This window comes from Bradyrhizobium sp. CCGB01, from assembly GCF_024199795.1.
GTDB lineage: Bacteria > Pseudomonadota > Alphaproteobacteria > Rhizobiales > Xanthobacteraceae > Bradyrhizobium.
Window position 1 is genome coordinate 7,944,308 of record NZ_JANADK010000001.1, and the last position, 26,872, is coordinate 7,971,179.

Annotated in this window: 21 protein-coding genes and 1 pseudogene; 11 read left to right on the forward strand and 11 right to left on the reverse strand. The window is 61.5% G+C overall.

Features of this window, described 5'->3' with window-relative positions:
• Positions 1-61: 61 nt before the first annotated feature.
• Positions 62-994 (reverse strand): helix-turn-helix domain-containing protein, encoded by a 933-nt coding sequence (locus NLM25_RS44070; protein ID WP_305887585.1) that lies wholly within the window; start codon positions 992-994, stop codon positions 62-64.
• Between the two features lie 284 nt (positions 995-1,278).
• Between NLM25_RS44070 and NLM25_RS37405 the strand changes: the two genes are divergently transcribed.
• From NLM25_RS37405 to NLM25_RS37425, 5 genes are all read left to right on the forward strand, one after another.
• A complete protein-coding gene (locus NLM25_RS37405; protein WP_254122943.1) occupies positions 1,279-2,034 on the forward strand; it encodes a sensor histidine kinase in 756 nt (251 codons plus the stop codon).
• Positions 2,035-2,262: 228 nt separating this feature from the next.
• The gene (locus tag NLM25_RS37410; protein ID WP_254140231.1) at positions 2,263-3,144 is read left to right on the forward strand and encodes a DUF427 domain-containing protein; all 882 of its coding nucleotides are present in this window, start codon (positions 2,263-2,265) and stop codon (positions 3,142-3,144) included.
• 54 nt (positions 3,145-3,198) lie between these two features.
• The gene (locus tag NLM25_RS37415; RefSeq protein WP_254140232.1) at positions 3,199-4,962 is read left to right on the forward strand and encodes an MOSC and FAD-binding oxidoreductase domain-containing protein; all 1,764 of its coding nucleotides are present in this window, start codon (positions 3,199-3,201) and stop codon (positions 4,960-4,962) included.
• Between the two features lie 29 nt (positions 4,963-4,991).
• Positions 4,992-5,423 carry a VOC family protein gene (locus NLM25_RS37420; RefSeq protein ID WP_254140233.1) on the forward strand — a complete coding sequence of 144 codons (432 nt, stop codon included), beginning with the start codon at positions 4,992-4,994 and terminating at the stop codon, positions 5,421-5,423.
• Between the two features lie 24 nt (positions 5,424-5,447).
• Positions 5,448-7,154 (forward strand): ATP-binding protein, encoded by a 1,707-nt coding sequence (locus NLM25_RS37425; RefSeq protein WP_254140234.1) that lies wholly within the window; start codon positions 5,448-5,450, stop codon positions 7,152-7,154.
• Positions 7,155-7,639: 485 nt separating this feature from the next.
• On the opposite strand, the gene NLM25_RS37430 is transcribed toward NLM25_RS37425, so the two are convergent.
• Positions 7,640-8,635 carry a cupin domain-containing protein gene (locus tag NLM25_RS37430; RefSeq protein ID WP_254141327.1) on the reverse strand — a complete coding sequence of 332 codons (996 nt, stop codon included), beginning with the start codon at positions 8,633-8,635 and terminating at the stop codon, positions 7,640-7,642.
• A gap of 132 nt (positions 8,636-8,767) precedes the next feature.
• Between NLM25_RS37430 and NLM25_RS37435 the strand changes: the two genes are divergently transcribed.
• The 5 genes from NLM25_RS37435 to NLM25_RS37455 all read left to right on the forward strand — a co-directional run bounded on the left by NLM25_RS37435 (position 8,768) and on the right by NLM25_RS37455 (position 12,616).
• Positions 8,768-9,304, forward strand: a complete 537-nt coding sequence (locus NLM25_RS37435; RefSeq protein WP_254122955.1) for a carboxymuconolactone decarboxylase family protein — start codon at positions 8,768-8,770, stop codon at positions 9,302-9,304.
• A gap of 43 nt (positions 9,305-9,347) precedes the next feature.
• The gene (locus NLM25_RS37440) at positions 9,348-9,860 is read left to right on the forward strand and encodes a YkgB family protein (RefSeq protein WP_254140235.1); all 513 of its coding nucleotides are present in this window, start codon (positions 9,348-9,350) and stop codon (positions 9,858-9,860) included.
• A 418-nt stretch (positions 9,861-10,278) separates the two neighbouring features.
• Entirely contained in the window at positions 10,279-10,989 is a 711-nt protein-coding gene (locus NLM25_RS37445) for an SDR family NAD(P)-dependent oxidoreductase (protein WP_254140236.1), read from the forward strand.
• A gap of 109 nt (positions 10,990-11,098) precedes the next feature.
• Positions 11,099-11,632 (forward strand): YkgB family protein, encoded by a 534-nt coding sequence (locus tag NLM25_RS37450; protein ID WP_254122960.1) that lies wholly within the window; start codon positions 11,099-11,101, stop codon positions 11,630-11,632.
• 96 nt (positions 11,633-11,728) lie between these two features.
• Positions 11,729-12,616, forward strand: coding sequence for a haloalkane dehalogenase (locus tag NLM25_RS37455; protein WP_254140237.1), 888 nt, complete (start codon positions 11,729-11,731; stop codon positions 12,614-12,616).
• A gap of 110 nt (positions 12,617-12,726) precedes the next feature.
• Here the strand turns inward: NLM25_RS37455 and NLM25_RS37460 are convergent, their stop codons facing one another.
• The 5 genes from NLM25_RS37460 to NLM25_RS37480 form a co-directional block, all read right to left on the reverse strand.
• Positions 12,727-14,310, reverse strand: a complete 1,584-nt coding sequence (locus tag NLM25_RS37460) for an OprO/OprP family phosphate-selective porin (protein WP_254140238.1) — start codon at positions 14,308-14,310, stop codon at positions 12,727-12,729.
• Positions 14,311-14,545: 235 nt separating this feature from the next.
• On the reverse strand, positions 14,546-15,370 hold the full coding sequence (locus NLM25_RS37465) for a haloacid dehalogenase type II (protein ID WP_254140239.1): 825 nt from the start codon (positions 15,368-15,370) through the stop codon (positions 14,546-14,548).
• Between the two features lie 63 nt (positions 15,371-15,433).
• Positions 15,434-16,780: a cytochrome c gene (locus NLM25_RS37470; protein WP_254140240.1), complete on the reverse strand. Its 1,347-nt coding sequence runs from the start codon at positions 16,778-16,780 to the stop codon at positions 15,434-15,436.
• Positions 16,777-18,546, reverse strand: a complete 1,770-nt coding sequence (locus tag NLM25_RS37475) for a GMC family oxidoreductase (RefSeq protein WP_254140241.1) — start codon at positions 18,544-18,546, stop codon at positions 16,777-16,779. Before NLM25_RS37475 ends, NLM25_RS37470 begins: the two co-directional genes overlap by 4 nt.
• Before the next feature lie 2 nt (positions 18,547-18,548).
• A complete protein-coding gene (locus tag NLM25_RS37480) occupies positions 18,549-19,322 on the reverse strand; it encodes a gluconate 2-dehydrogenase subunit 3 family protein (RefSeq protein ID WP_254140242.1) in 774 nt (257 codons plus the stop codon).
• 278 nt (positions 19,323-19,600) lie between these two features.
• On the opposite strand from NLM25_RS37480, the pseudogene NLM25_RS37485 reads away from it, so the two are divergent.
• Positions 19,601-19,958, forward strand: a pseudogene (locus tag NLM25_RS37485) (isocitrate lyase/phosphoenolpyruvate mutase family protein); the annotation flags it as partial.
• 159 nt (positions 19,959-20,117) lie between these two features.
• On the opposite strand, the gene NLM25_RS37490 reads toward NLM25_RS37485, so the two are convergent.
• The 4 genes from NLM25_RS37490 to NLM25_RS37505 all read right to left on the reverse strand — a co-directional run bounded on the left by NLM25_RS37490 (position 20,118) and on the right by NLM25_RS37505 (position 26,812).
• The gene (locus NLM25_RS37490; RefSeq protein ID WP_254122967.1) at positions 20,118-20,780 is read right to left on the reverse strand and encodes a response regulator transcription factor; all 663 of its coding nucleotides are present in this window, start codon (positions 20,778-20,780) and stop codon (positions 20,118-20,120) included.
• Between the two features lie 318 nt (positions 20,781-21,098).
• The gene (locus NLM25_RS37495; protein WP_254140244.1) at positions 21,099-22,454 is read right to left on the reverse strand and encodes an HlyD family type I secretion periplasmic adaptor subunit; all 1,356 of its coding nucleotides are present in this window, start codon (positions 22,452-22,454) and stop codon (positions 21,099-21,101) included.
• A gap of 12 nt (positions 22,455-22,466) precedes the next feature.
• Positions 22,467-25,058: a cadherin-like domain-containing protein gene (locus NLM25_RS44075; protein ID WP_305887586.1), complete on the reverse strand. Its 2,592-nt coding sequence runs from the start codon at positions 25,056-25,058 to the stop codon at positions 22,467-22,469.
• Positions 25,055-26,812, reverse strand: a complete 1,758-nt coding sequence (locus tag NLM25_RS37505; RefSeq protein WP_254140245.1) for a type I secretion system permease/ATPase — start codon at positions 26,810-26,812, stop codon at positions 25,055-25,057. The genes NLM25_RS44075 and NLM25_RS37505 overlap by 4 nt, the downstream gene beginning before the upstream one ends.
• Positions 26,813-26,872 lie beyond the last annotated feature (60 nt).

The following is a 26,872-nucleotide window of genomic DNA, read 5'->3' on the forward strand; positions in this document are numbered from 1 at the left end:
GGCACGACTTCGAGGACGAACGCGATCGGGGCGCAGTCGATGCGGCGATCCCTCATCAAAACTAGGCGTCGAAATACTTTGCACGCCTCCACTCGCCGGGTGTTATCCCGACCTTACGCAAGAACACACGGTTCAGATGACTTTGATCCGCAAAACCACACTCGAGTGCGATCTCGCTGATCGATCCCTTCCCGCGTAGCAGGCACTTGACACGCGCTATCTTCTGCTCAAGGAGCCATTGGTGCGGCGACGTTCCCAGTGTCCGCCTAAAGGCACGCGAGAACTGCCCTGTAGAAAGCCCGCATGCGCCGGCCAACTCTGCGACCGAGCGATCTGCACTTGCATCATCGAGAAGAAGCTCCTTGATGCGGGTCACCTCCTGGTCGGAAAGTTTCGACCCCACCATGACTTCAGGAAGGCGCAATCCGCAATGGGCAACAAGCAAGCGCATACGCAGTGCAGAGAACACGTGGTCGACGAATAGCATGGGAATCTCTGCCGGCCGGCTCAATGCCGGTATTACAGCGCGGGCAAGCGATGTCGCGACCTCGTCCCTGTACTCGCGTTCGACGTCGTAGTCAAAACCGGAGAAGGCAGAGCCAAGTTCGCGTGCGGTCTCGTCAAAGGCAAGATCTGGAACGAAGAAATTGAGCGCTTCGAACGGCGCCATGTTATCGCCCTCCCAATGATAGCGCATGTCGAAAAGGGAGATAGCTCCTGCTTTCATCGCTGGCCGCATGGCGTGATGACCATCCTTCCAGACGTCCTGTGCCTCGGGATGGTCCGTGAGATATACGGTCACCATGTACATGTTTTCGCGGAGATGCATTGAAGTCATTTCCGCGCCTTGTCGGCGTCTCAGGGTATGAACAGCGTTGAGGCCAGCCCTGGCGAATTTTGCGCCGGCGATCTCTCGAACGAGGCATATGCCGTCTTTGGGATCGGACAAGAAGTCCGACGGCTTCTCTCTCGCCATCCTGCTGTGATCTTTCATCGCTTAGCTCGTATTTGCTGGATTGATTCATCTCTCAAAAAACTTGACGTCCGTTTCGTCAGCCACCGCTCTCGAGATGACGTATGGAACCGGATTGGTCGTCGTCGTACCCGGTCAGATTCGTCCAAAACGAACGTCAGGTCTATTCAAGAACTATAACGCGGCCCTTGATAAGGTAGCGGCCGGAATGGAACGGTTCACCAGCATCGACCCCATGCTGCATCGCGACAAGGAGGCGACGGTGCTGAAGGGTCAGCTCGATGCTGAACTTGCGGAGCGTCGTGATGGATCTCTTCGAACTGAGGACAGCAGTCGATCTCCTTCGTGGAACCGAGCAGGAAAGTGATCGCAGGCTGCGATTGACGCGGCTCGGTGAACTCGCTGGGACAATCATGCACGAGGTGAATCAGCCGCTCGGCGCGATTATTTCGAGTGCCGACGCCGCCTTGCGCTGGCTCGACCGCGACACGCCCGACGTCGCCGCCGCCACGAGGTCCATAAGGCGCATCCGCGCCGTAGCGAGCAGGTCCGGGCGGACCATCGTGGACCTGCAGTCGTTGTCGTCGAACATCTTGATCGATTTTGCGGAACGGCCGTTGAACTCCGTTGTCGACGAAGCGCTTCAGATATCGAAACCGCCAATCAACCAGGCTGACGTTAGAATGCAGGTATGTTTGGATCGGAACTCGCCAATCGCAAAGATCAACAAGGATCTGATGCTCCGGGTGATGCTGAACCTCATCCAAAACGCGATCGATAGCTTGCTTGGAGTACCAGACCGTCAGAGGACATTGAACATTCGAACGTTTACGAGTTCAGAGATCGTGGTTGCCGAATTCGAGGACAACGGCGTCGGCCTTCCCGAGGGCCCGGCGGCGCATCTGTTCGATCCCCTGTACACGACGAAGAAGGGCGGCATGGGTCTGGGTCTCGCATTGTGTCGGCGAGTCGTTATTGCTCACGGCGGCTCCATCGACGCCAGATCCAATCCTTCCTACGGCGCGACGTTCGCTGTGAGTCTGCCGCGAGTGGGGCCTTAGCGATCGTCGCGGCTCGCGTAGCCCGCCTCCGTCGTACCCACGGTCGCGAGACGGCCGGGGTCTACTCGTATCCTGTCGGGCATTGATTCAGGCCAACGTCGTGGCAAAAATTGCGCGATCGCCTGTAACCAAAGCCAGACGGCGGCCGAAATATACTCGTTTGGATCACCGCGGCAGCCGCACAAGTGGGAACAGGTTTACCAGCTGCTGCACCGCAAGGAGGGAACTGTGGGATTATCTTGGCAACAAGGCCCGCTTTCAACGGGAGCAATCGGCCGTTTCCTCGTCTCCGAGCCGCTGCCCAAGCGACTGTTGTATGTCGAGCCGTTACGCCGGCGCATGCGCGTTCGCTTTGGAGGACGCTGGATCGCCGACAGCGAGCAAATCCTCTTGCTCTTTGAGCCCGGCCGCTATCCTGTGGCCTATTTCCCGGAAACCGACGTTTCCCCGCAGATCTTGGAGCGCACCGAGCATACCAGTCAACACGCGGATCTTGGGCCCACGTCCTGGTACAGCGTCCGGTCGGACGAGCAACACGTTGCGGCGCGAGGAGCGTGGCAGCACACAGAACTGCCCGCCCATGCGAGCGACTTGCAGGGTCTGGTCGCCTTCGCCTGGCGTGCCATGGATGCATTTTACGAGGAAGATGAGCGCATCGTGGGCCATGCAGCCGATCCCTACCACCGGATCGACATTCGCCAGGCCTCCCGTCATCTCGTCGTCAACCATCAGGGCCGGGTCATCGCCGATACAAGGCGGCCCTTGGTCCTCTACGAATCCGGTTTTGCCCCCCGCTGGTACGTTCCACGTTCCGACGTCGATGAGTCCGCCCTCACCGCGGTGAAACTCCAGACCTTCTGCCCGTACAAGGGTCTCTGCAGCTATTATTCCATCGGAGAGACACGCCAGGCGGCATGGTCCTATCCCGACCCCTATCCCGAAGTCCGCCGCATCTCCAATTTTGTGTCGTTCGAACCAGACATCGTGACGGTTCATCTCGATGGCAAGCAGATGCATCTCGAGCCGGGCCAGTCGGTCGTTCCGCACGGCCCAGATCGCAATCTCGACGTCGCCGAAATAGTCAAAGAGCCGGCGCCTAGTGGCCGGTAAACAGATGCTGCGACCAGCTGGAAAGGGCTTAAGCCCGTCGAAACGGAGCAGCACATGGCGCGACTTCTGTCAGTGAATGTGGGACTTCCGCGTAACATCACCTGGAAGGATCGCACGGTCCGCACCGGGATCTGGAAGGCTCCCGTGCATGGCCGATGTCGAGTTGGCCGGTTGAACCTGGACGGAGATGGCCAGGGCGATCTGAACGGCCACGGTGGTGAGCAGCGAGCAGTCTTCGTCTACCAGATCGATTCGTATCACTATTGGCAGAAGCAACTGAACCGCACTGACTTCGTCCACGGACAGTTCGGCGAGAATTTTACGGTCGAAGGACTGCCCGACGATACTGTTTGCATAGGCGATCGTTATCAAATCGGTAGTGCCGTGTTCGAGGTCACCCAGCCGCGGGTGACCTGCTATCGCGTCGGCATCCGGACCAACGAGCCGAAGATGCCAGCATTGCTGACGTCCAGCGGACGGCCAGGGTTCTACTTCCGCGTCCTGAGCGAAGGCGAGGTCGGCGCCGGGGACGAAATCGTGAAGGTGGGCGAGGCCACCGAGCGAATGACGATCGCCGAGATCAACGCTCTGCTCTATTCGCCCGATCACCCGCGCGATCGGTTGGAACGAGCCTTGCGAATCGGAGCACTTTCGCCGGGATGGCGCTCGTCGTTTGAGGCGTTACTTCAGAGCCGGACCAGTGATGCGGGAGGGAGCGGCAATGCAGGCCTCGCCCCGGCAGCCGCTGCACATCCGGCCGCCCCGGGATTTCGCGCGCTCGTTGTTGCGTCGATCGATCGGGAGGCCGTGGATGTCGTTTCTCTTTCCTTGCAGCATCCGGATCATGAGCCGCTGCCACTGCCTCTACCCGGCCAGTACCTGGTCCTGCGCCTTCCGAGAACCGACGGCTCGCCGCTCATTCGCAGCTACTCGCTCTCGGGTCCTCAATCGACGGAGAACTATCGGATCAGCGTGAAGATCGAGCCGGGCGGAGCGGCCGGGAGCTACCTGAGGGATCACGTTCGGGCAGGCGATGTCCTCGATGTGAGTTCTCCACGCGGAGGCTTTACCCTGCAATCCAGAGAACGACCGGTGGTGTTGCTCAGCGCAGGGATCGGAGCAACGCCCGTTCTGGCCATGTTGCACGCCTTGGCAGCGACCCGCTCGACACGACAAATCTTCTGGCTGCATGCCGCACGCGACGGGCAGCATCATCCATTCGCCGACGAAGTACGCCGCCTCATGCTTGCCCTCCCCCGAGGCCGCAGCTTTGTCTGCTACAGCAGACCGGATTCGCGCGACAAGCTCGGCAAGGATTTTGATGCTCCTGGCCACCTATCACGACCGCTCTTCGAGGACATCGGTATCCCGCGCGAGGCGGACGTCTACCTCTGCGGACCGGCTCGCTTCATGGCGGACATGAAACAGGCGCTCGCAGCATTCGGAACGACGTCGGAGCGCATTCACTTGGAACTCTTCAATGGCGGCGAGTCATTGATTCCCGGCATCGTCGGCGCGGCCATGCGAGCTCCGCACCCGCCCAAGGATGCCACCGACAGCGGCCCGCTGGTATCCTTCGCGCGAAGCGGCATCGCCGCCCATTGGAAACCGTCGGCTTACACGAGCATTTTGGAGCTGGCCGAGGCGTGTGACGTTCCGGTCCGCTGGTCGTGTCGGACCGGCGTCTGTCACAACTGTGAAAGCGGCCTGGTGTCAGGCGCAGTGGCCTATGACCCGCCGCCGCTGGATAAGCCGGCCGAGGGCAATCTCCTGATCTGCTGCTCGCAGCCGGTTCAAGACGTCATCATTGATTTGTAGATCGCAAGAATGAATTCAGCGGGGCCAACATGAAGTTCTCGGTCGAGGTGATTACCGTTCCCGTAGAAGACGTCGAGCGGGCACTGCGTTTCTATGTCGACAGGGTTGGCTTCGTGCTCGACGTCGACTATTCGCCGAACGACGCATTCCGGGTTGTACAGCTCACTCCTTCAGGTTCCAGTTGCTCGATTCAGATCGGCAAAGGGATCACCGACGCGCCCGTCGGATCACTCCGCAACGCGTATCTTGTGGTCACTGATTTGGAGACTGCGCGCCGCGACCTATTGGGACGCGGTGTGCAAGTCAGTGATATCAGGCACAAGACGCCAATTGCAGCGTGGGACGGCGGCTTCGCCTCCGGCCTAGATCCCGCGCGCGGGAACTACGCCAGCTTTGCCGACTTTTCGGATCCGGACGGAAACCGCTGGATACTCCAGGAACGAGGCTACCGCACCGCTTGACGGATGCGACAGCGTCAACGGCTCATGTTGCGCGATGGCGCCAGGACAGGAGGGCCGCGACACCCGCTTCATGCGGAGTTCGCCCGCCAGCGGATCGAGCTGGCCAACAACGTGTGGAGACCGGGCGTGGCCGCGCCACAAAGCTTCGATGACACCGTGATTTCCCTGGCAATCCAACCAGCGGGACCGCGACACCTCCGGTTTGTGCTGATTGTCGTGGTGGTCCTGTGTCTCGCCTTCATCGCACTTCTGCCGTTCCAGCACACGCAACTCCCGGAGTTCAACGCGATAGAGCCATCGGTCGCTGCCGTGATGTCGATCAACGATCTCATTACGTCGGTTCTGTTATACGCCCAATGCTCGATCGTTCCCTCGCGAAGATTCCTGGTGCTGGCAACCGGCTATCTGTTTACCGCATTGATCATTATTCCACACGCTCTCACGTTTCCCGGCGCATTTACGGTGACCGGCCTGATCGGCGCGGGCCCGCAAACATCCCCATGGCTCTTCTTCGCTGCGCACTTCGTCTTTCCAGCCACGCTGCTGTGCTACGCGCTGCTAAGGGGTACAGACGACGAAAGTCCTCTGCCGCCGTCCTGGGCGCTATCTGGAATCTACGGCAGTATAGCAATTGTGGTGTTCTCTGTCGGCGGACTTACACTTCTGTCCACCGCCGGCCACGAGTACCTGCCCACCATTGTAAGCGATAGAACGCACGCCATTCCGGCTCACCTGACAATCATCAACGTATCTATCATCGCTCTTACGGTCATCTCTCTTGCGGCGCTGTGGACCCGAAGGCGAACCGTGCTCGACTACTGGCTGACGTTGATCTCGATCGCATTGATCCTGGAAGAAGCATGCTTTTCGCTTGCGGTTCTTCGCTTCTCGGTCGGCTTCTACGCAGGACGCGTGTTTTGGCTCTTCACCTCGATCGTCGTTCTGCTGCTGCTACTCCTGGAAATAACAAAATTGTATGCCCGGCTTGCGCGTTCCTACACGCTGTTGGAGCGCGAACGAAACAACAAGCTATTGAACATCCAGGCGACAGCAGCTTCGATTGCCCACGAAGTGAGACAACCCTTGACGGCGATTGTTGCGAGCGGCGGCGCCGCGTTGCACTACCTCGAAAAGACGCCGCCCGATCATGAGAAAATCCGTAAATCCCTGCGCAGAATGATCAGCGAAAGTGAACGTACCAGCAAAGTGTTTGACGGCATTCGCGCTCTGTTTGGAAGAGTCGATCAGAGACGAGAGGCAGTCGACGTGAACGAGATTATCCGTGATGTGCTGAAGTCCGTTGAAGGGGAATTGTCGGACAATGAGATCGCCGTCTCGTCCGAACTGAACGAGCTGTCCGACCTTGACGGCAATCGAACTCAATTGCAGCAGGTCATGTTCAATTTGGTCCACAATGCAATCGAGGCGATGCAATGCATCGCGCATCGAAGGCGGGCGCTGCGGGTGAGGACCGAGCGCCGTGTTGATAGTGCAATCAAAATCGTGATGGAGGACACCGGCCCCGGAATTGATCCGACCCAGCTCGACAGCATCTTCAATGCATTCGTGACCACGAAACCGGCCGGGATGGGATTGGGACTGGCTATTTGCCGACAGATTATCGAACGGCACGGCGGCCATCTTATCGCATCGTCAGACGGCAGCAGTGGCGCGAAGTTCGAAGTTGTGCTCCCGGCCGGACCAGCCAACGGCGCAGGTCGAAGCAATTGACACCACGTGGCCGCGGGCCGGTTGAGATGAACGAGCATGTTTTCGAGATCGCGCGGCATTCAGAGGTCCGCAGCCCCTGAGTAATTGTGGTCGCCAGAGGAGCTGCTCACCCTGAGCCTCCGACAATGAGGTGCCACCATGTTCCGCTTTTCGCCCCGGACACGCTCGATCCGCTCCGCCGCTGCGGGCCTTCTCCTGGTCGGCCTGCTGTCGTCCGCGAATGCATCCGCCCGAAGCACGTCCCTCGAAATCTTGCCCGATCTGCCGGCGCGTGGGGCCGAGCATATCGCATCCGCGGAGCCGACGTCGCGCCTGCCCTGGCTCGCTCCGGTCGGCCACCACCAGCCGCGCCGAGACGACGTGCCTCCATCGAGCCCACGGTCGGCGTCCGAGAATGAGCAGCAACGGCTCGATCAGATCCTTAATCGCAAGCTGATCATCTGCCGTGGATGTTGAGGTGATCCGGCCGCTTCGCACTCGGCCGCCTAAACGTCGTCCGCGCCAGGTATCGCTTCGGTGGTCTCGGCCAGTTCCAGGTCGTCAATCGTCGCCGCGTTCTGCGCCTCCTTCCGCCATTGCGCAGGCGTGATGCCCATGTGGCTCTTGAACGCGCGCTGGAACGCCGCCTCGGACAAGTATCCAACCGCTTCCGCGACCGCTCCGGTCGAAATCGGGGATTTCCTCAGCTCGTTCGCGGCGAGGGTCATTCGGATGTCCGTCAGCAGGTCACTCGGCGAACGACCGAGCTTTTCCTGGAATTGACGGGCGAGTGTCGCACGCGACATGTTCGCGAGTTGCGCGAACTCGGGCAGTGTCCACGGGCGTGCCGGCTCGTTGAACATGGCTCCGACCACCGGTGCCAGTCGGGGGTGACCCGCGAGCGCAAGCAGCCCCCGCGGCGCGTCCCCGGCCTCGCTGGCGAGGCGCAGCACCAGCGTAAACATCGCCGTCGATAGTGCGTTCAGCATCGCGCGGCCTCCAAGATGATCGTCCGTCGTCTCGACACGCATCAGGGCAACGAGGCCTGCAAGTTGCTCCGCCGTGTCCGGCTGTCCGGCTCGCGCGCCGGCGCTGACGATGAGGATCGGCGGCAGATAATGGCGCAGCAGCCGGTCGTGCGGCGGGGCGATCGCGAAGTGTCCGCACAACAGATCGAGCCGCTGATCCGAGCCGGGATTTTCGCTGATCGTAAAATTGAGTGACGCCCGGTTGCGGGCCTTCAGCGGCGCAGCCCCGCTGCCGTCGTGCATGACGTGCCGGGGGTTGCTCGGGAGCAGCGCAATGTCGCCGGCCTTGAGCTGCAGCGGCCGGCCTCCCGCTGGATTCTCCAGCATCGCTGAGCCTACCAGCACCGCATGGTACGGGATTTCGTTGGCCTCGCCTGGTCCCTGCTCGATCCGCCAAGGCGCGCCATAGGAGCAGCGCAGGTCCAGACGACCGCGCACCGGCATCATCTCGAACAGTCGGCTCAGCCAATCCATCATATCCCTCGGTCACTGCCCCGACATGAGACGAATGAGCATATAAACGCGCCTTTGAAGCATTCAATATCTCAGGTCCGCACCATATTGTCACTCCGCAATCGTTCACCAACCCAAGCAAGGAGTGCCACCATGGCCCGTCTTTCCGTCCCCAACCTCGAAGTTGACGCCGGCCCGTCCGGCCAGGTCTATGCCCAGATCAAGAAGGCCATCGGCAGCGTGCCGAACACATTCGCGGCCATCGCCGCCCATGGCCCGGCCGCTCTCAAGGCCATCCTTGCCGCCGACACCGTGCTCGCCTCCGGCGGCCTGACCAAGTCCGACAAGGAGATTGTCAAGCTCGTCATCAGCGAGGCCGCCGGCTGTGACTATTGTGTCGCCGCCCACAGCCATCTCGGAAGGCTCGTCGGCCTGCCGCCGGAGGTGGTGAAGCAAATCCGCGATGGCTTGCCCACTGGCGACGCCCAGCGTGATGCACTCGTGGCTTTCGTCGACAAGCTCGCGCGCACAAGTGGCACGGTCAGCGACAAGGATTTCGCCGCGATCAAGGCCGCCGGCTACAGCGATGCGCAACTCGTCGACATCAGCCTTGCCTTTGCCACCACGGCGTTCACCAACATCTTCAACCGCATCAACGACACCGAGATCGACTTCCCGACGGCCGCGTAATCCGACCGCATGTCGTCGACCATCGCAAATCAGGATCACGATCATGACTACACTTGCAAACACCAATTCCGCTCAAAGTTCTCTTGTCCGCGCCTTGCGCCAATCCGGCCTGCTCGCAGAAGATCTCGACTATCAAGTCGTTCGCGCGGCGATGATGATCATGTTTTTCTTCTTCGGTTACCAGAAGTGGTTTCCATACGAATTCGAACGACTGGATCCATTCATCAGTAACGGCCCGCTGATCTGGTGGCTCTATCCCGTGTTCGGCCATGCCGGCGCCAGCTATTTCCTCGGGCTCTCGGAGTGGACGTTCGGCGCGCTGCTGCTCGCAGGCTTCTGGAGCCACCGGCTCGGCGTGCTTGGCGCCCTCGGCTCGACCGGCACCTTCATCGCGACCGTCACCATCATTCCCTTCATGCCGGAGGGCTGGGATGTCGCTGCGGGAGGTTTCCCGGCGATGACGGGTAACGTGCCCTTCCTGATGAAGGACGTCGTTCTGCTCGCTGTCTCTTTCTATCTGTTGAGGCAGGACCTGGCTCGCCTGGCGCGACAATGACGTTGACTACGAGCCTCACCAGCGAGCGCTCCCGCTCGCTGGCACTTTCCCCGCACAAGCGAAAACGCAATCGAGGAATGGCCGCTGATCCGGCCCGCAGACGTCTGGCAGCGAGCGGCAAGTCATAGCGCGGCGCAAGAAGACCTCGCGCTACGGATGTCCTGCACTGGCCAACAGTCGAAAACCCATACTTCGGTATGCGATACGGCAGCATAACCGCTAGGTTGTGGTCAGTCCTGTCAGTGGGCATCGTACGACAAGCAGTGCATTCGACGAAACTCTCGGCGAGCTGGATCTGACCGCGGGCTTCTCACTTTCCGAGGAATCGCCACTCGGAACCGACATGTTCTCGCCGTCGGGCACGCCGTCTAAATCTATCTTTGTAGCTGAGATACAGCACAACCAGGCGAGGCGTACCATGAACACGGACCAGAAGGTTGTTGTCGTTACGGGGGCTTCGCGGGGCCTCGGCGAAGCAATCGTCAAAGCATATCGCCGCCGCAACTATCGCGTTGTCGCGACATCTCGATCGATCGCACCATCATCCGATCCTGACTTTCTGGCAATCCGTGGCGACATCGCCGATCCGGAAACTGGAAGGCGCGTCATCGAGTCTGCTTTGGAGCGATTCGGACGTGTTGACACGTTGATCAACAATGCCGGTATCTTCATCCCCGGGCCATTCGAGAAATATACCGAACAGAATTACAAAGACGTTCTCGCATCCAACCTGAACGGCTTCTTCTTCATTACGCAGCGTGCCATCAAGACGATGCTGGAGCAAGGAGGGGGTCACGTCGTCCAGATAACGACCACCCTGGTCGAATACGCCAACTCGAGCGTCCCCGCGGTTCTGGCGTCGATAACCAAGGGCGGCCTCGCCGCCGCGACGCGTGGTCTCGCAATCGAATACGCCTCCCGCGGCATTCGCGTTAATGCGGTGGCTCCCGGCATGATCAAGACACCTCTTCACGCTCCCGAGACGCACGAAGCTGTGGCATCGCTGCATCCCCTCAAGCGGATGGGTGAACCCGAGGATATTGCGCAGGCGATCCTCTACCTGGAAGACGCCAGCTTCGTAACCGGCGAAACCATTCACGTTGATGGTGGCCAGATCGCAGGTCACTGATTCAGAGACTGCCGCTGCAATTCGTGGGCAAGCCCATCTCTCTCGAGTTATCCCACCGGCGGAGCCGTCGTCATGGCGACGCTCCTGTCTTTTTCAATAGGAGGACACCATGAACTTCATCATCGATACGCTCGGCCGTTCGGGCCTGCTGCGGCGCGATCTCGATTATCACCTGCTCCGTGCCTCGATGGTGATCATCTTCGCGTGGTTCGGGTACGACAAATGGTTCGAATCCGAGATCAAAGGGCTGCTTCCATTGATCACCCACGGCCCGTTTATCTTCTGGACGATTCCGGTCCTGGGCATCGGCGGCACGAGCGTTCTTCTGGGAGCTTCAGAATGGACCTTTGGTTCGCTACTGCTCCTGGGATATTGGAACAAGAAACTGGGTGTACTTGGCGCTCTCGGTTCCTGCTGCACCTTCATTGCAACCGTTACGATCTTGCCGTTTGCTCCTGACGCCTGGGATCCCGGCGCCGGAGGGTTCCCAGCCATGGGAATGGTCGCCGCTTTCCTCTTGAAGGATCTCGTCTTACTGACCGTCTCTGTCTATCTGCTGAAGCAGGATGTTCAGCGAGTCATCGCGGCGCGCGGGAAGCCGACATTGGCCCGAGAAGGTAGCATGTTGTCCGCTACGAACTAAGAAGCACTCGCAAATCATGATCCACACCGTCGTGATGGTGGGCTGAAACTATACGCATCGGGCGACGTCGGACATTAATGAGAAAAGGAACACGGTATGATCTCCGCGGAGTTTCCGTACCAAAAAAAGCGACGGCAAGTTCTGGGCAGAGAGATGGCCTACGTGGAGGTGGGAGAAGGCAACCCCATTGTGCTGCTGCATGGTAATCCCACCTCCTCGTACCTGTGGCGCAACGTATTGCCACATCTGCAGCCACTCGGACGCTGCATCGCCCCCGACCTGATCGGCATGGGCGATTCAGACAAGTTGCCTGACAGTGGTCCCAGCTCGTATCGCTTCGTCGAGCACCGCCGCTACCTCGATGCCCTGCTCGAGGCCTTGGATGTACGCGAGCGAGTTACCTTGGTCATCCATGACTGGGGCTCGGCTCTCGGCTTCGACTGGGCCAATCGCCATCGCGAGGCCGTAAAGGGAATCGCGTTCATGGAGGCGATCGTGGCGCCGCAAGGTAAAGACCACTGGGACAAGATGGGAATGCGTCCCGCCTTGGAGGCGCTGCGCTCGGAGGCCGGCGAGACGATGGTGCTGCAGAACAACTATTTCATCGAAGAAATCCTGCCGAACGCCATCCTGCGAAAGCTCTCCGCCGCGGAGATGGCACAGTACCGACGGCCGTTCGCCGAACCTGGCGAGGGGCGACGGCCGACGCTGACCTGGCCCCGGCAAATACCAATCGAGGGCGAGCCTGCCGATGTGGTTGCGATTGCGACCGACTATGCGAACTGGCTGGGGAAGAGCAACGTGCCCAAGCTGTTTCTGAAGGCTGAGCCCGGTGCGATCCTTGACAATCATACGCTGGTCAACCTCGTGCGTGGGTGGCCGGCTCTGACCGAGAGGAGCGTGGCGGGAATCCATTTCGTCCAGGAAGATTCGCCGGACGAGATCGGACGAGCGGTCGTCGACTGGATGAAGACACTCGGCTAAGAGGCGCCAGTAAGACCTGGTGCATCGTCGGCACCCTTGGCGATTAGGACTCATTCGTCCTAATCGGTAGTTGCCCGGATCAATCCCAAAGGAGACAATGCGCTCCTGCCTTAGAATGCGAACTGGGTCCGCATTGCTACCGCATCAAATGTCGCGCCGGTGTCTGCCGTTGAAGTCGGCGACTGTTGCTTGGCGACGTCGCCGTGCAGATAGTCCAGCATGAAGCGGAGATTGCCATTGACGTACCAGTTCAAGCCCGCTGTGTAGACGGTCTGCCGACCGCCTGCGACCCCAGTTGCGGTTGCCAGCCTGTCATTGAGATTGATCGTCGAGACACGGCCTGCGACTTCCCAAGCGCCCCAGCCGCCGCCCCGCAGCGAGAATGGATCCGCCGGCTTAACGCCGCTGTACGAGGCAGTTGACGCATTGTAGGTGCGGGTCTCGCCGGTCAGCACATAGCTTGCTTGCGCATAGCCCCCCTGAAAATGAAGGCTCGGTGCACCGATCGGCGCCAGTCCCGTCGATGCATCGCGATCGACATTGTACCAGTAATACTCACCCTGGACGTACAGCGACCCATAGCTTGCCGCGGCTTCGGCACCGTAGACCTGTACACCCGAGGCGTTGGCGACTGCGCTGGTCGAAATCAGCGCGGTCGGATCGATCCGCAGCTCGGGACGATCGCTGAACGAAACCGTCTGCGCGTTGGTCACAAGATTACGCGGCGGCTGGATCAGCCACTCGGCGTTGGCACCGAGGTGCAACGAGTAATTGCTGCCGCTGGCGAGCTGGCCCGCAGCGCGGGCAACCGCACCATACTGTTCGGTGGATCCCGCAGGCGTCACGCTGGAAGCGGAATGTATTGAACCCGTGGTCGGACCGGTGACGTAACCGCCGACCCAGAACGAGTCGTTCCACCAGCGCGTACCGAACGTCGAACGGAAATCTCCGGCGGCGACATTGACCGCGATGACCTGAGCTGACGAGCGTTCGAGGAACGTCGTTTCGTTGGAGCTCGTGGCCTCGTCGATCGTCCATGGAAGGTCCATGATGCCGCCTTCGATCGCCATCTTACCGCCGAACGGCTTGAGGCCCGTGTAGCTCAGGTAGGCATTCTCAAGTCCCGAAACGCCCCCACCCGGGAGAGACCCCGGCGCCGCGCCGCCGAAGCCATCCGACGAACCGCCGAAATCATAGACCAAGGCAAAATTCCAGTCGCCGAGGAATTTGCCTGCGATGCCGATGCGCGCGCGGCGGACGTTCTCACCAGAATTCAGTCGTTGCGGCGAGGTCGCCGCCGTGTTTGGACGGTAATCGTAACCGCCGACATCCCAATGCAGGCGGCCCGTGATGCCGATGCAGTTCTCGCCGTCGGCGCTGCAGATGGTCGGCCGGTTATTCGGCATCGATACGAGCGCGCTGGAATACGGCACCGGAGCTTTCGCTGGAATCGTAACCGCGGCTCTTGCTGCCGCCTTTGCTTCGGCCTTTGCATTCGCCGCGGCCGCCGCACTCGCTGCCGTCTCCTTCTGGAGTATATCCAGCCTGTGTTCGAGCAAAAGCAATTGTTGCTTCAAGGACGATATCTCCGCATCGTTACCGCCCGCGTTCGATGCGCGCGCTGGTTGAAGCGAGACTGACGTGAGCGCGGTTGCCGTGAGCATCATGGTGGATGCTAAACGATTGATGTGCATGTAAGACTCCAAACGGGGCTCAACTTGGGAGGCCTCCGCAGTTGGCGAGAACGTATTTCAACAGTGGCAAGCGGGCTCGCCGCAGAAACCCAAACTGCACGACGGCTCGTTGAACGAGACGTTGTTGTCGTGCTCGATCACGTTGGCGAACCGCTTGCGGAACGGCAGGATCACTACAACACTGGTCGCCCGCACAGCGGGATGACTGCATCCCCGGTGTCGCTCGTCTTCGTGCTTAGCTTCGCCACCGCCGAATGGCCTCGGTTGCAACACCAGGCAAATCCGGTGCAACGATCTGAGGCTGAGGGAGGTTATCGACGAGGAGCGGCGCGTTCCCGGCACGGGTGATCAAAGCACCTGAGTAGCCGACGCTCTGTGCACCGATTGTGTCCCAGACATGAGCCGCGACCATGCAGAGCGAGGACGGTGCAACGTTTAGTTCTTCGGCCACGAGATGATAGCCCTGGGCAGCCGGCTTGAAGCGACGGACCCGGTCGACACTGAAGGATCTCTCAAACCATTCGGCAATGCCTGCATTTTTGAGCGGACTGGCCTTTGGATCTGGAGGGGAGTTCGTAAAGCTTACCAGACGGAAGCCCGCCTCCTTCAGTTGCTTCAGTCCCGCGAGAACATCGGGATGAGCTGGCATCGTCAGCATTCGCGTGCGGAGATCATCGATGTCCGATGCAGTTACCTTGGCGCCATAGATGGTGCCAAGCATCTTCAAGATTCCTTGACCGAGATCGAAGAAGGTAAGGTAGGGGCCGGACAGCGTTACTGCGTTGGAATACAGGATCAGTTGATTGAACCACTCTCGCATGATCTTTCGATCATTGAACACGCGCTCAAACACCGGACTGATGTACTCTATATCGAGCAGTGTTTCATTGACATCGAACACGAGGATCGAGGGTGCGTCGGACGTTTCCTTGGCGGCGGCGGCGTTCGCGTGGCTGGTATTCCCCATGAGGTTTGCAGTGATCCCACCGGCGGCGGCGATGCCGAGTCCCGACAAGAGCTTACGACGCCCAATCGACCTGGGGGTTTCGTCCTGCATCATGGTTTACTCCATTGGATATCGGCTGATTTCAGCAGCGGTCCGCCACAGCATGCGGTCGGTTTGTCAGTCCTGGTCGCCTGAATTGTCGGTTCGTCGCGGCTTCTGAAGATCCAGCTGCTTGCGCAAAGCGGCAACGTCATCCGGGTTGAGCGGCGGAGCTCGGTTGCCCCAGCTGTTCCGAACATAGGTCGCAACATCCGCTATTTCTCGATCGGTGAGCTTCCATGAGAATGCCGGCATGCTCAACGGCGACGGGCGGCTCGGCGTGGCCGCGATGCTAGTTCCTGCCAGGATCAGGTGCTCGAGGCCCGTGGCATCGAGTTGTTGGACCATGGCATTATTGCCAAGAGGTGGAAACAAACTTGGCTGTCCCTTGCCATTCTCCAGATGGCAGGAGGCGCATGCATCCGAATAGATCTCATGTCCGCGAGAGATCGAGGCTGCGTCGATCGCGACCGCGGATTGCGAAGAAGGACCAGCGGGAAGACTCTTGAGGTAAACTGCAATGGCGGTACGATCCGCATCAGTCAGAAGTGATGTCGAATACGTGACTACGTCTGCCATCGCGCCTCCCGCTCCTGCATGAGCATTGCGACCAATCTTCAAATATTCGGAGATATCGCCCTCGCTCCAGGCGCCGAGCCCGGTGCGAATGTCACCGGTCAGGTCCGGGGCCGTCCAGTTGTCGATCACGGCGCCGCGGAATTCATGACCAGCCTGATCGGCCCCGAACGCGTTCTTTGGAGTGTGGCAGGCGCCACAATGGCCGGGACCATTGACCAGATAGGCTCCCCTGTTCCAGACCTCCGACTTCTCGGAGGCTGATGCAAAGCTCCGGGTCTTGAGAAACAGCAGATTCCAACCCGCGACGAGGCTACGGAAATTGAGAGGAAAGATCAGCTGGTTCGCTGGCGGCGTGTAGTGGACCGGCGGCGTTGTCTTGATATAGGCAAGCAGCGCATCGTCGTCCGCGCGGCTCATGGTACGAAACCACGGGTAAGGAAACGCCGGATAAAGGTTCTCGCCATTCGCCCCATGACCATCATGCATAGCGCGATAGAACTGGTCTGGCGTCCACCGCCCGATGCCGGTTTCGGGATCTGGTGTAATGTTGGAGGAATAGATGACTCCGAAGGGCGTTTTGAGTCCGAGTCCACCAGACAGCGGCTCGCCGCCCTTTCGCATGTGACACGAGACGCAATCGCCCGCGCGCATGAGCTCCTGCCCATGACGTAGAATCTCAGCACCGGCGCCATCGGGGATCTGAACCGTAAGAACGGAGAGGGCCGTGATGACTGAGGAGGGATTGCGCGGCAGTGCTGGCGTCTGACCTTCGGCCCAGCTGATCGCAGCGAGCGCAGCGACACCTAAACCCAAGACCGTGGTCTTGAAGAACAACGAGCGCTTCATGCGTGCACCAGCGGACCTGGCGTCTTCAGATAACGCTCAATGATAGCCTGCGCGGCGTGGTAGGTAAGAGCCGCAACGGTGGCAGTCGGGTTGTAACCGGGGTTTTGCGGGAAGGCGCCCGCCCCCATCGAGAACACGTTTGGTACATCCCACGACTGCAGATACTTATTGATGACACTGTTCTGCGGATTATCGCCCATGATGGCGCCGCCCGTGTTGTGGGTTGTCTGATAGGGGACGACGCTCCAGGCTCCCTTCCGGCGATTCTCCTTGATTTCGCGGGGATTCATCGCTCGCGCGATTTCTGCCGCCCTGTCGGTGAGGTAATTCGACATCTTCAGGTCGTTCTCGTTGAAGTCGAATGTCATTCGCAGCATGGGCCGGCCGAATACGTCGCGGTAGGTCGGGTCGAGATCCAGGTAGTTCCCACGCGAGCTCATGCTCGAGCCATGGATGCTCAGATTGAATGAGCGCAGATAGTTTTTCGCGGCCGAATGCTTCCACTCCAGGCCCCAAGCCGGCGTACCCTTGGGAGTGTACATCATCTCGATGGGACGACCGCCGGTGACCATGCCAGCGATGTACGCACCACCGATGAACCCGAGGCCCGAGTGATCAAAGTTGTCACCGTTGAAATCGTCGACCACCGTCGCCAGCGCGCCGGCACCAATGAACGGATTGATGATTTTGTCGTCGAAGAACACATTGACCGACGACATCGTTTGGTAGGCGTAGTTCTTGCCTACTAAACCGTCGCCTGTCTTGGGATCGTATGGCTGGCCGATGCCGGACAGCAGCAACAGCCGCACATTGTGCAAGATGTACGCTCCGAGAAAAACCATCTCGGCCGGCTGGAAGAACTCCTCCCCGGCGCTGTTCACATACGTGACGCCGGTAGCCCTCTTCTTGTCGGGCGTGAGCTCGATCCTGAGTACCTCGCACTCCGTGCGGAGCTCGAAGTTTGACTTCCGCATCAGATAAGGAAGCACCGTGGTCTGGGGGCTCGCCTTCGAATAGTTTCCACAGCCAAACTTCTCGCAAAAACCGCAGTAGGTGCATTTACCCAACTGACAACCCAAGGGGTTCACGTAGGATTGGCTGAGGTTGCCTCCGGGATGCGGAAACGGGTGACGGCCGAGCGATGCTGCAGCCTGCCCGAATAATGTCGGGCCGTAAGTCTGCTTCATCGGCGGCGTGGGATATTCGTCCGAACGAGACCCTTCAAATGGGTTGCCGCCCGGCTGAATTTGTCCTCGAAGATTGCCCGCCTTGCCGCTGGTGCCGCAAAGCTTGTCGAAAGCGTCATAGTGGAGCTCCAGCTCATCATAAGTGACGCCCCAGTCCTGCACCGTCAGGTCGTAATCGGTGACCGCGCTCTTGCCATAACGCTCCTGGTTGTGGCTCTTCGTCTGGAAATCGCTTGGAAGAAAGCGCCAGATCTGACCGTTCCAGTGCACGCCGCCTGAACCGACACCAGTCCCGAGCAGGAATGAACCCAGGTGTCGCATCGGCAGCGCTTCCTGGTTCACATGGTTTCGAATCGTGAGGGTGTCATCCGATACATTCTGAAACAGGTGGTGGCGCCACATGTAACGCAGCTCATCTTGCGCGAAACCCGTCGCAAATTCGGTGGAGGTATCTCGCCATGGGCCTCGCTCAAGCCCGAGAACGTTCAGTCCCACATCGCAAAGTTGTTGACTCATGATGGCGCCGGTCCAGCCAAAGCCAACCATCACCGCATCAACCGGCTTCAGAGTCGTAGCCATGCTCAAGCCTCCCGCCAGCCGAGGCGACCCTTGAAGCCCACCGGCGGATAGGGCACGCGCTCGCCATGCCGCTCCACCCATTCGCTGTAGTCGTAGTGAGCACCAGGAAAGCCGATCATCTTCCAGGCGGCCATATCCTTGTTGCCGCCATAGATCGGATCGGAAAAATAGCCTTCCTTGGTATTTTGGAGCAGCATCGCGAAAAACATTCTCGCGTTCACACCGCCGTCGAGCTTGATGCTCCCGGCTTCGAGTCCCTTTAGGACCTTGTCCTTGTCACTCGCGCCGAGTCGAGCGAAGGAGGCTCCGTTGAATTGTGCCGACGTATAGCTGTCGATCGCCTTGATCGCGGCTCGATACAGTTGTGCCGGGGAGAAGCGCATCTGATAGCCCTGCTCCGGCGCGCCCTCCTTCCAGGGGCCGCCGAGATAGTAGTGGTCGCCGCGCCCAAACAGGCCGGCCAATTGGCGGTCCAGGAAGAACGGTACATTTGCTTCGACTGCTCCTGGCCCGACGGCATCAGCCGGAATCAGTTGGTCGACGGCCGCTTCGATGAACGCCCGCTCCTCAGCCGTGAAGAATTTGAAGTCCGTGCCTTGCGCATCTGGTGGTGAATCGGCGGCTCCATCCTGAACCGGCATTGATCCACGATAAGAGCGCGGGGGCGCACCCAGTTCGCCGTCGCGTATTGCACCTGCTGCCGCGGTAGCTGCTCCAATTATTGCGCCGCCGAGAACAAAGGAACGGCGAGCGAATCCTGGATTCTGTTTTGTCATTCGCTATCTCCGCGATCAGCCGCGTCCTGCCTTTTGAAAGATAACGACAACCGGCCACTACAATGATGAGACATTGGGATCGACGTCGATAGCTTGTCAACGAAGCCCATGTTGGCCACGCGTCGATTGCAGCAAGTTTGGCAAAAGCGCGCACATCCAGAGACGATTGCGATTGTTGTTGCGCTCGACGACGTTGTTGATCGCGAAGGATGGGAGACGTCTTCAATGATCCGCGATCGCGGATGACACTCGATCCTCACAGCGCATATTTCACAGCGCTTCCTGCTGCCGCGATGACGGCGTCGATGGGCCTGTCCAACGTCGGCATCATCACTGTGGATGAGGTCGCCTTCTACGTCCGCCAGATGGTCCGCGCGGCGGGACTGGCGACACGGGCTGTGGTGAGGCGTTGAGCGTGATGCATGCGTCTCGCGTTTTCGAGGACGCCGGTGCGGGCGCGCCTCACCTCGAAGACCAGTTGAACGATAAGAAGTCACCGATGCGCATGACATGGCGGCGAAGGTCGCAGCCGTAGCGAAAGCGCGGCGCGATCTCGTGATCATCGCCAGGACCGACGCCGCCGCGCGCGAGGGCCTGGACGGCGCAGGCGCCCGCGCAAAACTTTACATGGCGGCGACGCCCATCTTCCATCTCGATGCCCTTAACGTCAGCATCTTTAAGCTGGCTCATTGAAAGTCTGGAGATCCCTGCAGCTCAAGGTAAAAGAAAATCTCGACGATGGAAGCGCCGCTGCGACGTTGCGTTGCACGGCGGGGCGCGAATCCATTGCTTGTTTCAGGCGTCAAGCGACTGGGGTCGGTACTCGGACATCTTCTGGGCGGCGATGATGACCTCCACCCTGTTCCTGGCCTGCATCTTCTGCATCAGCTCGGTCATGTAGTGCTTGACCGTCTTCTCGGTGATGCGAAGCGTCGCGGCGATCTCTTTGTTGGTCATGCCGCGCAGCAACAGCCGAACGATCTGCCCCTCTCGCTGACTGAGATTGATGGCCTCGGCGACGCGGTGGCGGACGTCGGTGTTGCGGAGCGCGTCGATCACTCGGGCGGCGAAGCCCTGGGTGATGTAGGTCTCATTCTTCAGCACGGCTCGAACGGCGGCCATCAACTCGTCTGCCGAGGAACGCTTGAGGACGTAGCCGTGAGCGCCGGCGTCGAGGGCTCGGACGGCATGGTCGACGCCGTGCTGGGAAGTGTAGGCGATGATTTTGATCGCAGGCTGGACGTTGCGAATTGTGCGGATGGCGTCGTAGGTCTCGTCGGGAACGGAGGGGCTCAGGATCATCAGCCTGGGGACATGGGAACGGGCCAGCCGGACCATGTCGGCGGCGCTGGCGCCGAAGGCGATGATCTTGAGATCGGTCGGCGCCGAAAGAAAGGTCGTGAGGGCCGTCATCATCAAAGGTTGGTCCTCGACAATTGCGATCGTAATGTCGCTCATCAAACCCACCCCAAAAAGGCATCATTAAGCGTTCCGCCGTTGGAGGACGACGGTTTCAAAACATTGACGAGGAAGGAAAAATCCCCGGAGCCAAAAGAAAATACCAGTTGGTGAAATTCGTCCCTGGATATTCCGGAGGTGTGGCAAGATGCCCCGGCTGCGATGCTGAGCCGGAAGAACTCCGAACCTCCGCCGAATGTCGCCGGTTCGCGGGTTCCGACGCTCGCCTTCTCTGGAACGGTTAGCGTGAAAAACCCTGACGGCCACCTCGGCTCTCGATGCCATCCTCGGTGTGTCGGCGGGAGAATGCGTCATGCGTCAGCGCTCCCGGAAGGCACGGGTCATCTGGTCGGTGACGGGCTTGGCCAGATAGGAGGCCGCGGTGCGCTCCTGGGTCGAGACGAAGACCTCCGCCGGCATACCGGGAACGAGCTTCAGTCCCTTTTGCTGGATCAGGTCCTCCTCGGCCGGAAGCAGGCGGACATGAGCGATGTAGTGCTCTTGACCGTTGGACGGATCCCGGGCCGAGGCCGGCGACACCATCGCAACCTTGCCTTTCAGCTCCGGCGTGGTGGTGCGGTTGAAGGCGGAGAGGCGGACGCGCGCCGGCTGACCAACCCTCACCTGGTCTATGTCAGCCGGTGAAATACGAATCTCGAACTTGAGGTCGGCGTTCTCCGGCACCACGGTGGCGATCTTGGCCGCCGGGGTGATGACACCGCCCACCGTGTAGGCGAACAGTTCGTTGATGTATCCGGAGGCCGGGGAACGTATCTCGGTGCGCGACAGACGGTCCTCGACAGCGAGCTTGCGCTCCTGAAGCTCGGCGATGCGCGCCTCCACCGTGCGCAGGTCCTTCTGGGCCTCGGTCGAGGCATTCTGGTCCACGGCGATGATCTGCACGCGGATCTCGCTGGTCCTCACCTTGGCGCGAGCGATGCTCGCATGGATCTCGCCTTGCTCGCCCATGATGCGGGCGTAGTCGCGTTGGGCGGTATAGACGCGCTGGTACTCGACGATCTTGCGCTCGAATAGCGACTGCAGCTTCTCGCGTTCGGCGCCGACGAGCCTGCCCTCCTCCTCCTTGGCGGCGAGGCGGGCCGCCATGCCCCTGATCTCCTCGCCAGTCTGGGCGATGCTGAGCTTGAGCTGCTCCTTCTGGCTGTCGCGCGCGAGCTTGTTGCCGGCGAACAGACGAGCCTCGCCGTGGATCACCGATCCTGCAGTCGAGGGGAATAGCGCCTGCATGTCGTCAGGAAATTCGACCGAAGTCAGGTTGTCGCGTTCGGCCACCAGGCGGGCGCGGCGCCCGAGCGCCTCGACCAGCTGGGCGCGCACGATCAGATGTTCGGCCTTGATCTGGACGTCGTCGAGGGTCGCCAACACCTGTCCTTCACGGACCTGGTCGCCCTGCCGCACTGACAGCGTCTTGACGATACCGCCGTCGCGGTGCTGCACCTCCTTGAGGTTCTGATCGACCTTGACCGTGCCGACGGCGACCACCGCGCCCTCCAGCATCGCCCAGGCCGCCCAGCCGCCGCAACCGGCGACCAGTAACGCGCTCAGCACGAGGCCGGCGACGATGCGCGGCCACAGGCGCAACGGTCGTTCGCGGGGAGCGTCCATAGCCCGATGCTCCGGGCGGACGAATTCGGATACATCGATATGCTTCATGGCTTCACTTCCTCATGAATGGATCGATGAGAATTGCAGATGGTGGTGGCCGGCGACTTCGATCGTCATGCCGTCTCCTTCGTCGTTGCCGTAATCGACCTCGATGGCGGTATACTTGCCGTTGGCGAGCTCCTCGAAGCGGAAGCGCACTGGGCGATTGTGGCCGCCGTCGTTCTCGTCGAGGTAGATCTGTTCGAACAGGTCGGCGACCTGCTCCTCGGCGTCGGAGCCCTCCTTGATCGTGATCTGATAGGTCGCGGCCACGATCTTGTCGCCGACCGTGAAGTCGGTGATCTTCTTCACCACCTCCTGCTGCTGGCCGCCATCGTCGCCGCGCTCGAACTGGAAGCAGTCGTCGCCGGCGCCGCCGGTCAGGACCACCGGGCCGCTGCCGGCGATGATCACGTCGTCGCCGGAGCCCGCGATGATCTCCTCGAAGCCTTCGATCAGGTCCTTGCCGATCTCGCGTCCCATGGCAGTGCCGCTGCGTAGATCGATGGTGACGGTGACGGTGGTCTCCGAATAGTCCAGGGTGTCGTGGCCTGAATTGCCATCATAGGCATCGTCGGCGCCGTCGGCAGACGCGAGCACGGCGTCGTCGCCGCAGCCGCCGTCCACCTTGTCGGCCCCGCCGCCGTCGGCGATGGTGTCGTTGCCGGCCCCGCCGGCAAGCGTGTCAGCGCCCGCGCTCCCGGTGATGACGTCGTCGCCCGCGCCGCTGACGACGATCTCGAACTCTGCGATCGCGTCCTCGCCGATGTCCTCGCCGGAGGCCCGCCCCGAGGCGAGATTCACGGCGATCTTCCTGACGGCCGAGGAGTAGTCGAGAGCGTCCGTCCCGGCACCGCCGTCGAGGCTGTCGTCCGCGGCATCGGCCGCAGCGAGAACTAGGTCGTTTCCGGCGTCGCCGGCGACCGTGTCGGATCCGCCTCCGTCCGAGATCGTGTCGTTCCCGACCCCGCCGGTCAGCCTGTCGTCGCCGCCGCCCCCGGCCACGACGTCGTTTCCTCCGCCGCCGTCGATCGAGGCCGAAGCCGATCCGGCGGCCGTGAGGGTATCGTCACCTGCGCCGCCGACGACGATCTCGAACTCCGCGATCGCGTCGTTGCCGATGTCGGTGCCTGATGCCGTACCGGAGGCCAGATCCACCCCGATCGAACGCGTAGCCGATGAATAATCCAGCGTGTCTACGCCGGCGCCGCCGGCGAAGCTATCGTCCGCGGCATCGGCGGCCGCCATTACGACATCGTTGCCCGCGCCGCCGGTCACGACGTCGTTTCCGCCGCCGTCGGCGATGATGTCGTTGCCGGTCCCGCCGGACATCCGATCCGCCCCCGCACCGCCGTCGAGATGGTCGTTACCGCCGCCGCCCTCGAGGGTGTCGTCGCCGGCTCCCGCCAGCAGGATGTCGCGGCCCGTGCCGCCGTCGAGGTGGTCGTTTCCGTCTTCGCCCAGTAGGGTGTCGTCGCCTTCCTCACCCCACAGACGGTCGTCGCCGGCGCCGCCGAACACCACGTCGTTGCCCGCGCCTGCGAACACGATGTCATTGCCGTAGCCCGCATAGACCACGTCGTGGCCTGCGCCCGCCAAGATGTGGTCGTCGCCGGCCCCGCCCGATATCCGGTCGTTGCCGCCTCTGGCGTCGATGTTGTCGTCGCCGCCGAGTCCCATGATGGTTTCGGCGCACTGGGTGCCGAGCAGGATGTCGTCGCCCTCTGTCCCGACGATGGGCGGCGCCTCAACCACATTGAAGTAGGCTGTCTGCATTACGATGTGGGAGCCGTCGCTGATCGCGTAGGTCAACTTGACCTCGCCGAGCATGTTCGGCGCGCGGTCGAATTCCCAGCCGTCCTCGGTGCGGACGAGGGAGCCGGAGGAGGAGAGGATGCCGACTACGGTCAGATTGTCGCCGTCCGGATCTGTGGCGCCGGCCAGCAGCGCCGCCATCGATATCGCCAGCCCATGGCAGGCCACCACGTCGGGAAGATGCACCGCGCCCGAGACGCGAGGCGCGCGGTTGCGGTGATCCGGCGCCGGCGGGTCGCGCGGCCTGTCGCCGCCACCACCTCCACCTCCACCTCCACCTCCACCTCCACCTCCACCGCCTCCACCACCGCCTCCACCTCCGCCACTGCCGGAGCCGGGGTCCTCCTGGCGAGGCCGGTGGTTGTCGTTGGCGACCGTCGGACTGTCGCCCGACCTCTTGTTGTTCGGCTCAGGTCTGTCGGTGCGCGCCCGCGCGCTGAAATCTGCCGCACCGCCGCCTGCGGCGCGCTCCTCGTCGTGCGCGACGATCCTCGCCTCCTCGGTCCGGCCAGACGACTTGGCCGCTTCCGGCTGCTCCTCCATTGGTTCCTCGGTCGCGGCGAGCGCGTCCTCCTTCAGGATCTCGTCCTCCTCGCCCGAGCCAAGTGCCCTTTCACGGCCCTCGCCGGCCTCCAGCTTCATTGGCAGGAAGCTCTTGAGGTAGGCCGTGCAGGATCCGACGATTAACAGAAAGATCAGCGGCACGAAGCGGCGGCGGCGATCCTGCTTCTCCTCGTAGTCTTCGCGGCCAGGAGCGGTCTCGCCAGTGGACTGGCGGGTGGCCTGGACGTTGATCATGCGGGCCTCCGCATTTGGGACTCGACGGGATTCGCGCCGGCCGGACCCGGCGCGGAAGACTGTAGGACCGGGGTCATGATGTCCTGCTTCTTGCCGAAGGCGACCATGCGGCCGGCCTGGACGATGGCGACGAGATCGACCGCCACCAGCGCGCTCGGGCGGTGCGCGATCACGATAGCGATGCCGCCGCGGGCACGGATGCCTTCGATGGCCGCGGTGAGCGCCGCCTCGCCCTCGCCGTCGAGGTTGGAGTTGGGCTCGTCCATCACCACCACGAAGGGATTGCCGTAAAGCGCGCGCGCCAGCGCGATGCGCTGGCGTTGACCGGCGGAAAGTGCGCAGCCCTGCGGCCCCAGTCTGGTACGATAGCCTTCCGGCAGCCTGACGATCATCTCGTGGACGCCAGCCGCCTTCGCGGCCTCGATCACCTTGCGGGAGTCGGGCCGGGGCTCGAGGCGGCAGATATTTTCCTCCATGGTTGCGTCCATCAGCGCGACCTCCTGGGGGAGATAGCCGATGTGCCTGCCGAGGTCGTCCTCGCGCCACTGGGGCAGGTCGGCACCGTCGAGCCGCACGCCGCCGCGCAGGGCCGGCCAGATGCCGGTCAGCGCGCGCACCAGCGTGGTTTTGCCACCGGCGCTAGGGCCGATGATGCCGAGCGCCTGGCCGGCCTCGAGCTCAAAGGCGACTTCGCTGAGCACTACCTGTCCGGTCCCGGGGACCGCCACGGTGATCTTCTCCACTGAGAGGCGCGCGGTCGGAGCTGGCAGCCGCATCGGCTCGTCGACGGAGGCGAGCGCGATCACGGTGTCGCGCAGCCGCTGGTAGGCCATGCGCGCGGCGATGAAGGCCTTCCAATTTCCGATCGCGAGATCGACAGGAGCCAGCGCCCGCGCCGAGGCGACCGAGACCGCGATGATGGCGCCGGCCGAAAGCTCACCCTTGATGGTGAGGTAGGCGCCGAGCCCCAGCAGGGCTGACTGCAGCACCATGCGGAGCACGCGCGAAACCGCGGCGAAGCCCCCGGTGATGTCGTTTGCCCTCGTCTGCAGATCGAGGTGCTCGGCATTGGCCTCGTTGAAGCGGCCGACGGCGCGGCTTGCGAAGCCCATCGCCTTGAGGACCTCGGCGTTGCGCGCATTGCAGTCGGCGATGCCGTTGCGTTCCGTTGCCGCTTTGCGCGTGGACACGATCAGACGGCGGGTCATGACCTCGCTGACCACAGTGAGCGCGACGAGGACGAGCGCGCCCGCGAAGGTCAGCGCGCCGAGCATCGGATGAAGAAAGTAGATGAAGGCCAGATAGATCGGCATCCAAGGCAGGTCGAACAATGCCGAGGGGCCTTGGCTGCCGAGGAAGCCGCGGACGGTGTCGACGTCGCGCCCGCGCTCCAGCGCTTCGGAGGTGGAGAAGCCGAAACGCGGCATGTCGATGGCGACGCGATGCGCCAGGGGCGCGATCTTGCGGTCGATCCGGGCGCCAACCCGCACCAGCACCTGGGAGCGGACGACGTCGAAGGCGCCCTGGAACAGATAGAGCCCGATCGCGAGCACCGAGAGCATCACCAGGGTGGGGATGCTGCCGCTGGTCAGGGCGCGGTCGTAGATCTGCATCATGTAGACGGAGCCGGTGAGCGCCAGCACGTTGATCATGCCGGAGACCACGAAGAGAAACAGGACGATGCCACGGAAGCCCCGGGTCAGCTCGGCCAGGCGCCGACGCTTCGCAGGGGTGAGCTCTTTCGATTTGGCCATATTTTTGCGGATGCCTCAGGTACGAGAAACAGAAACCTGGTGGAACGGGAGGATGCTCTC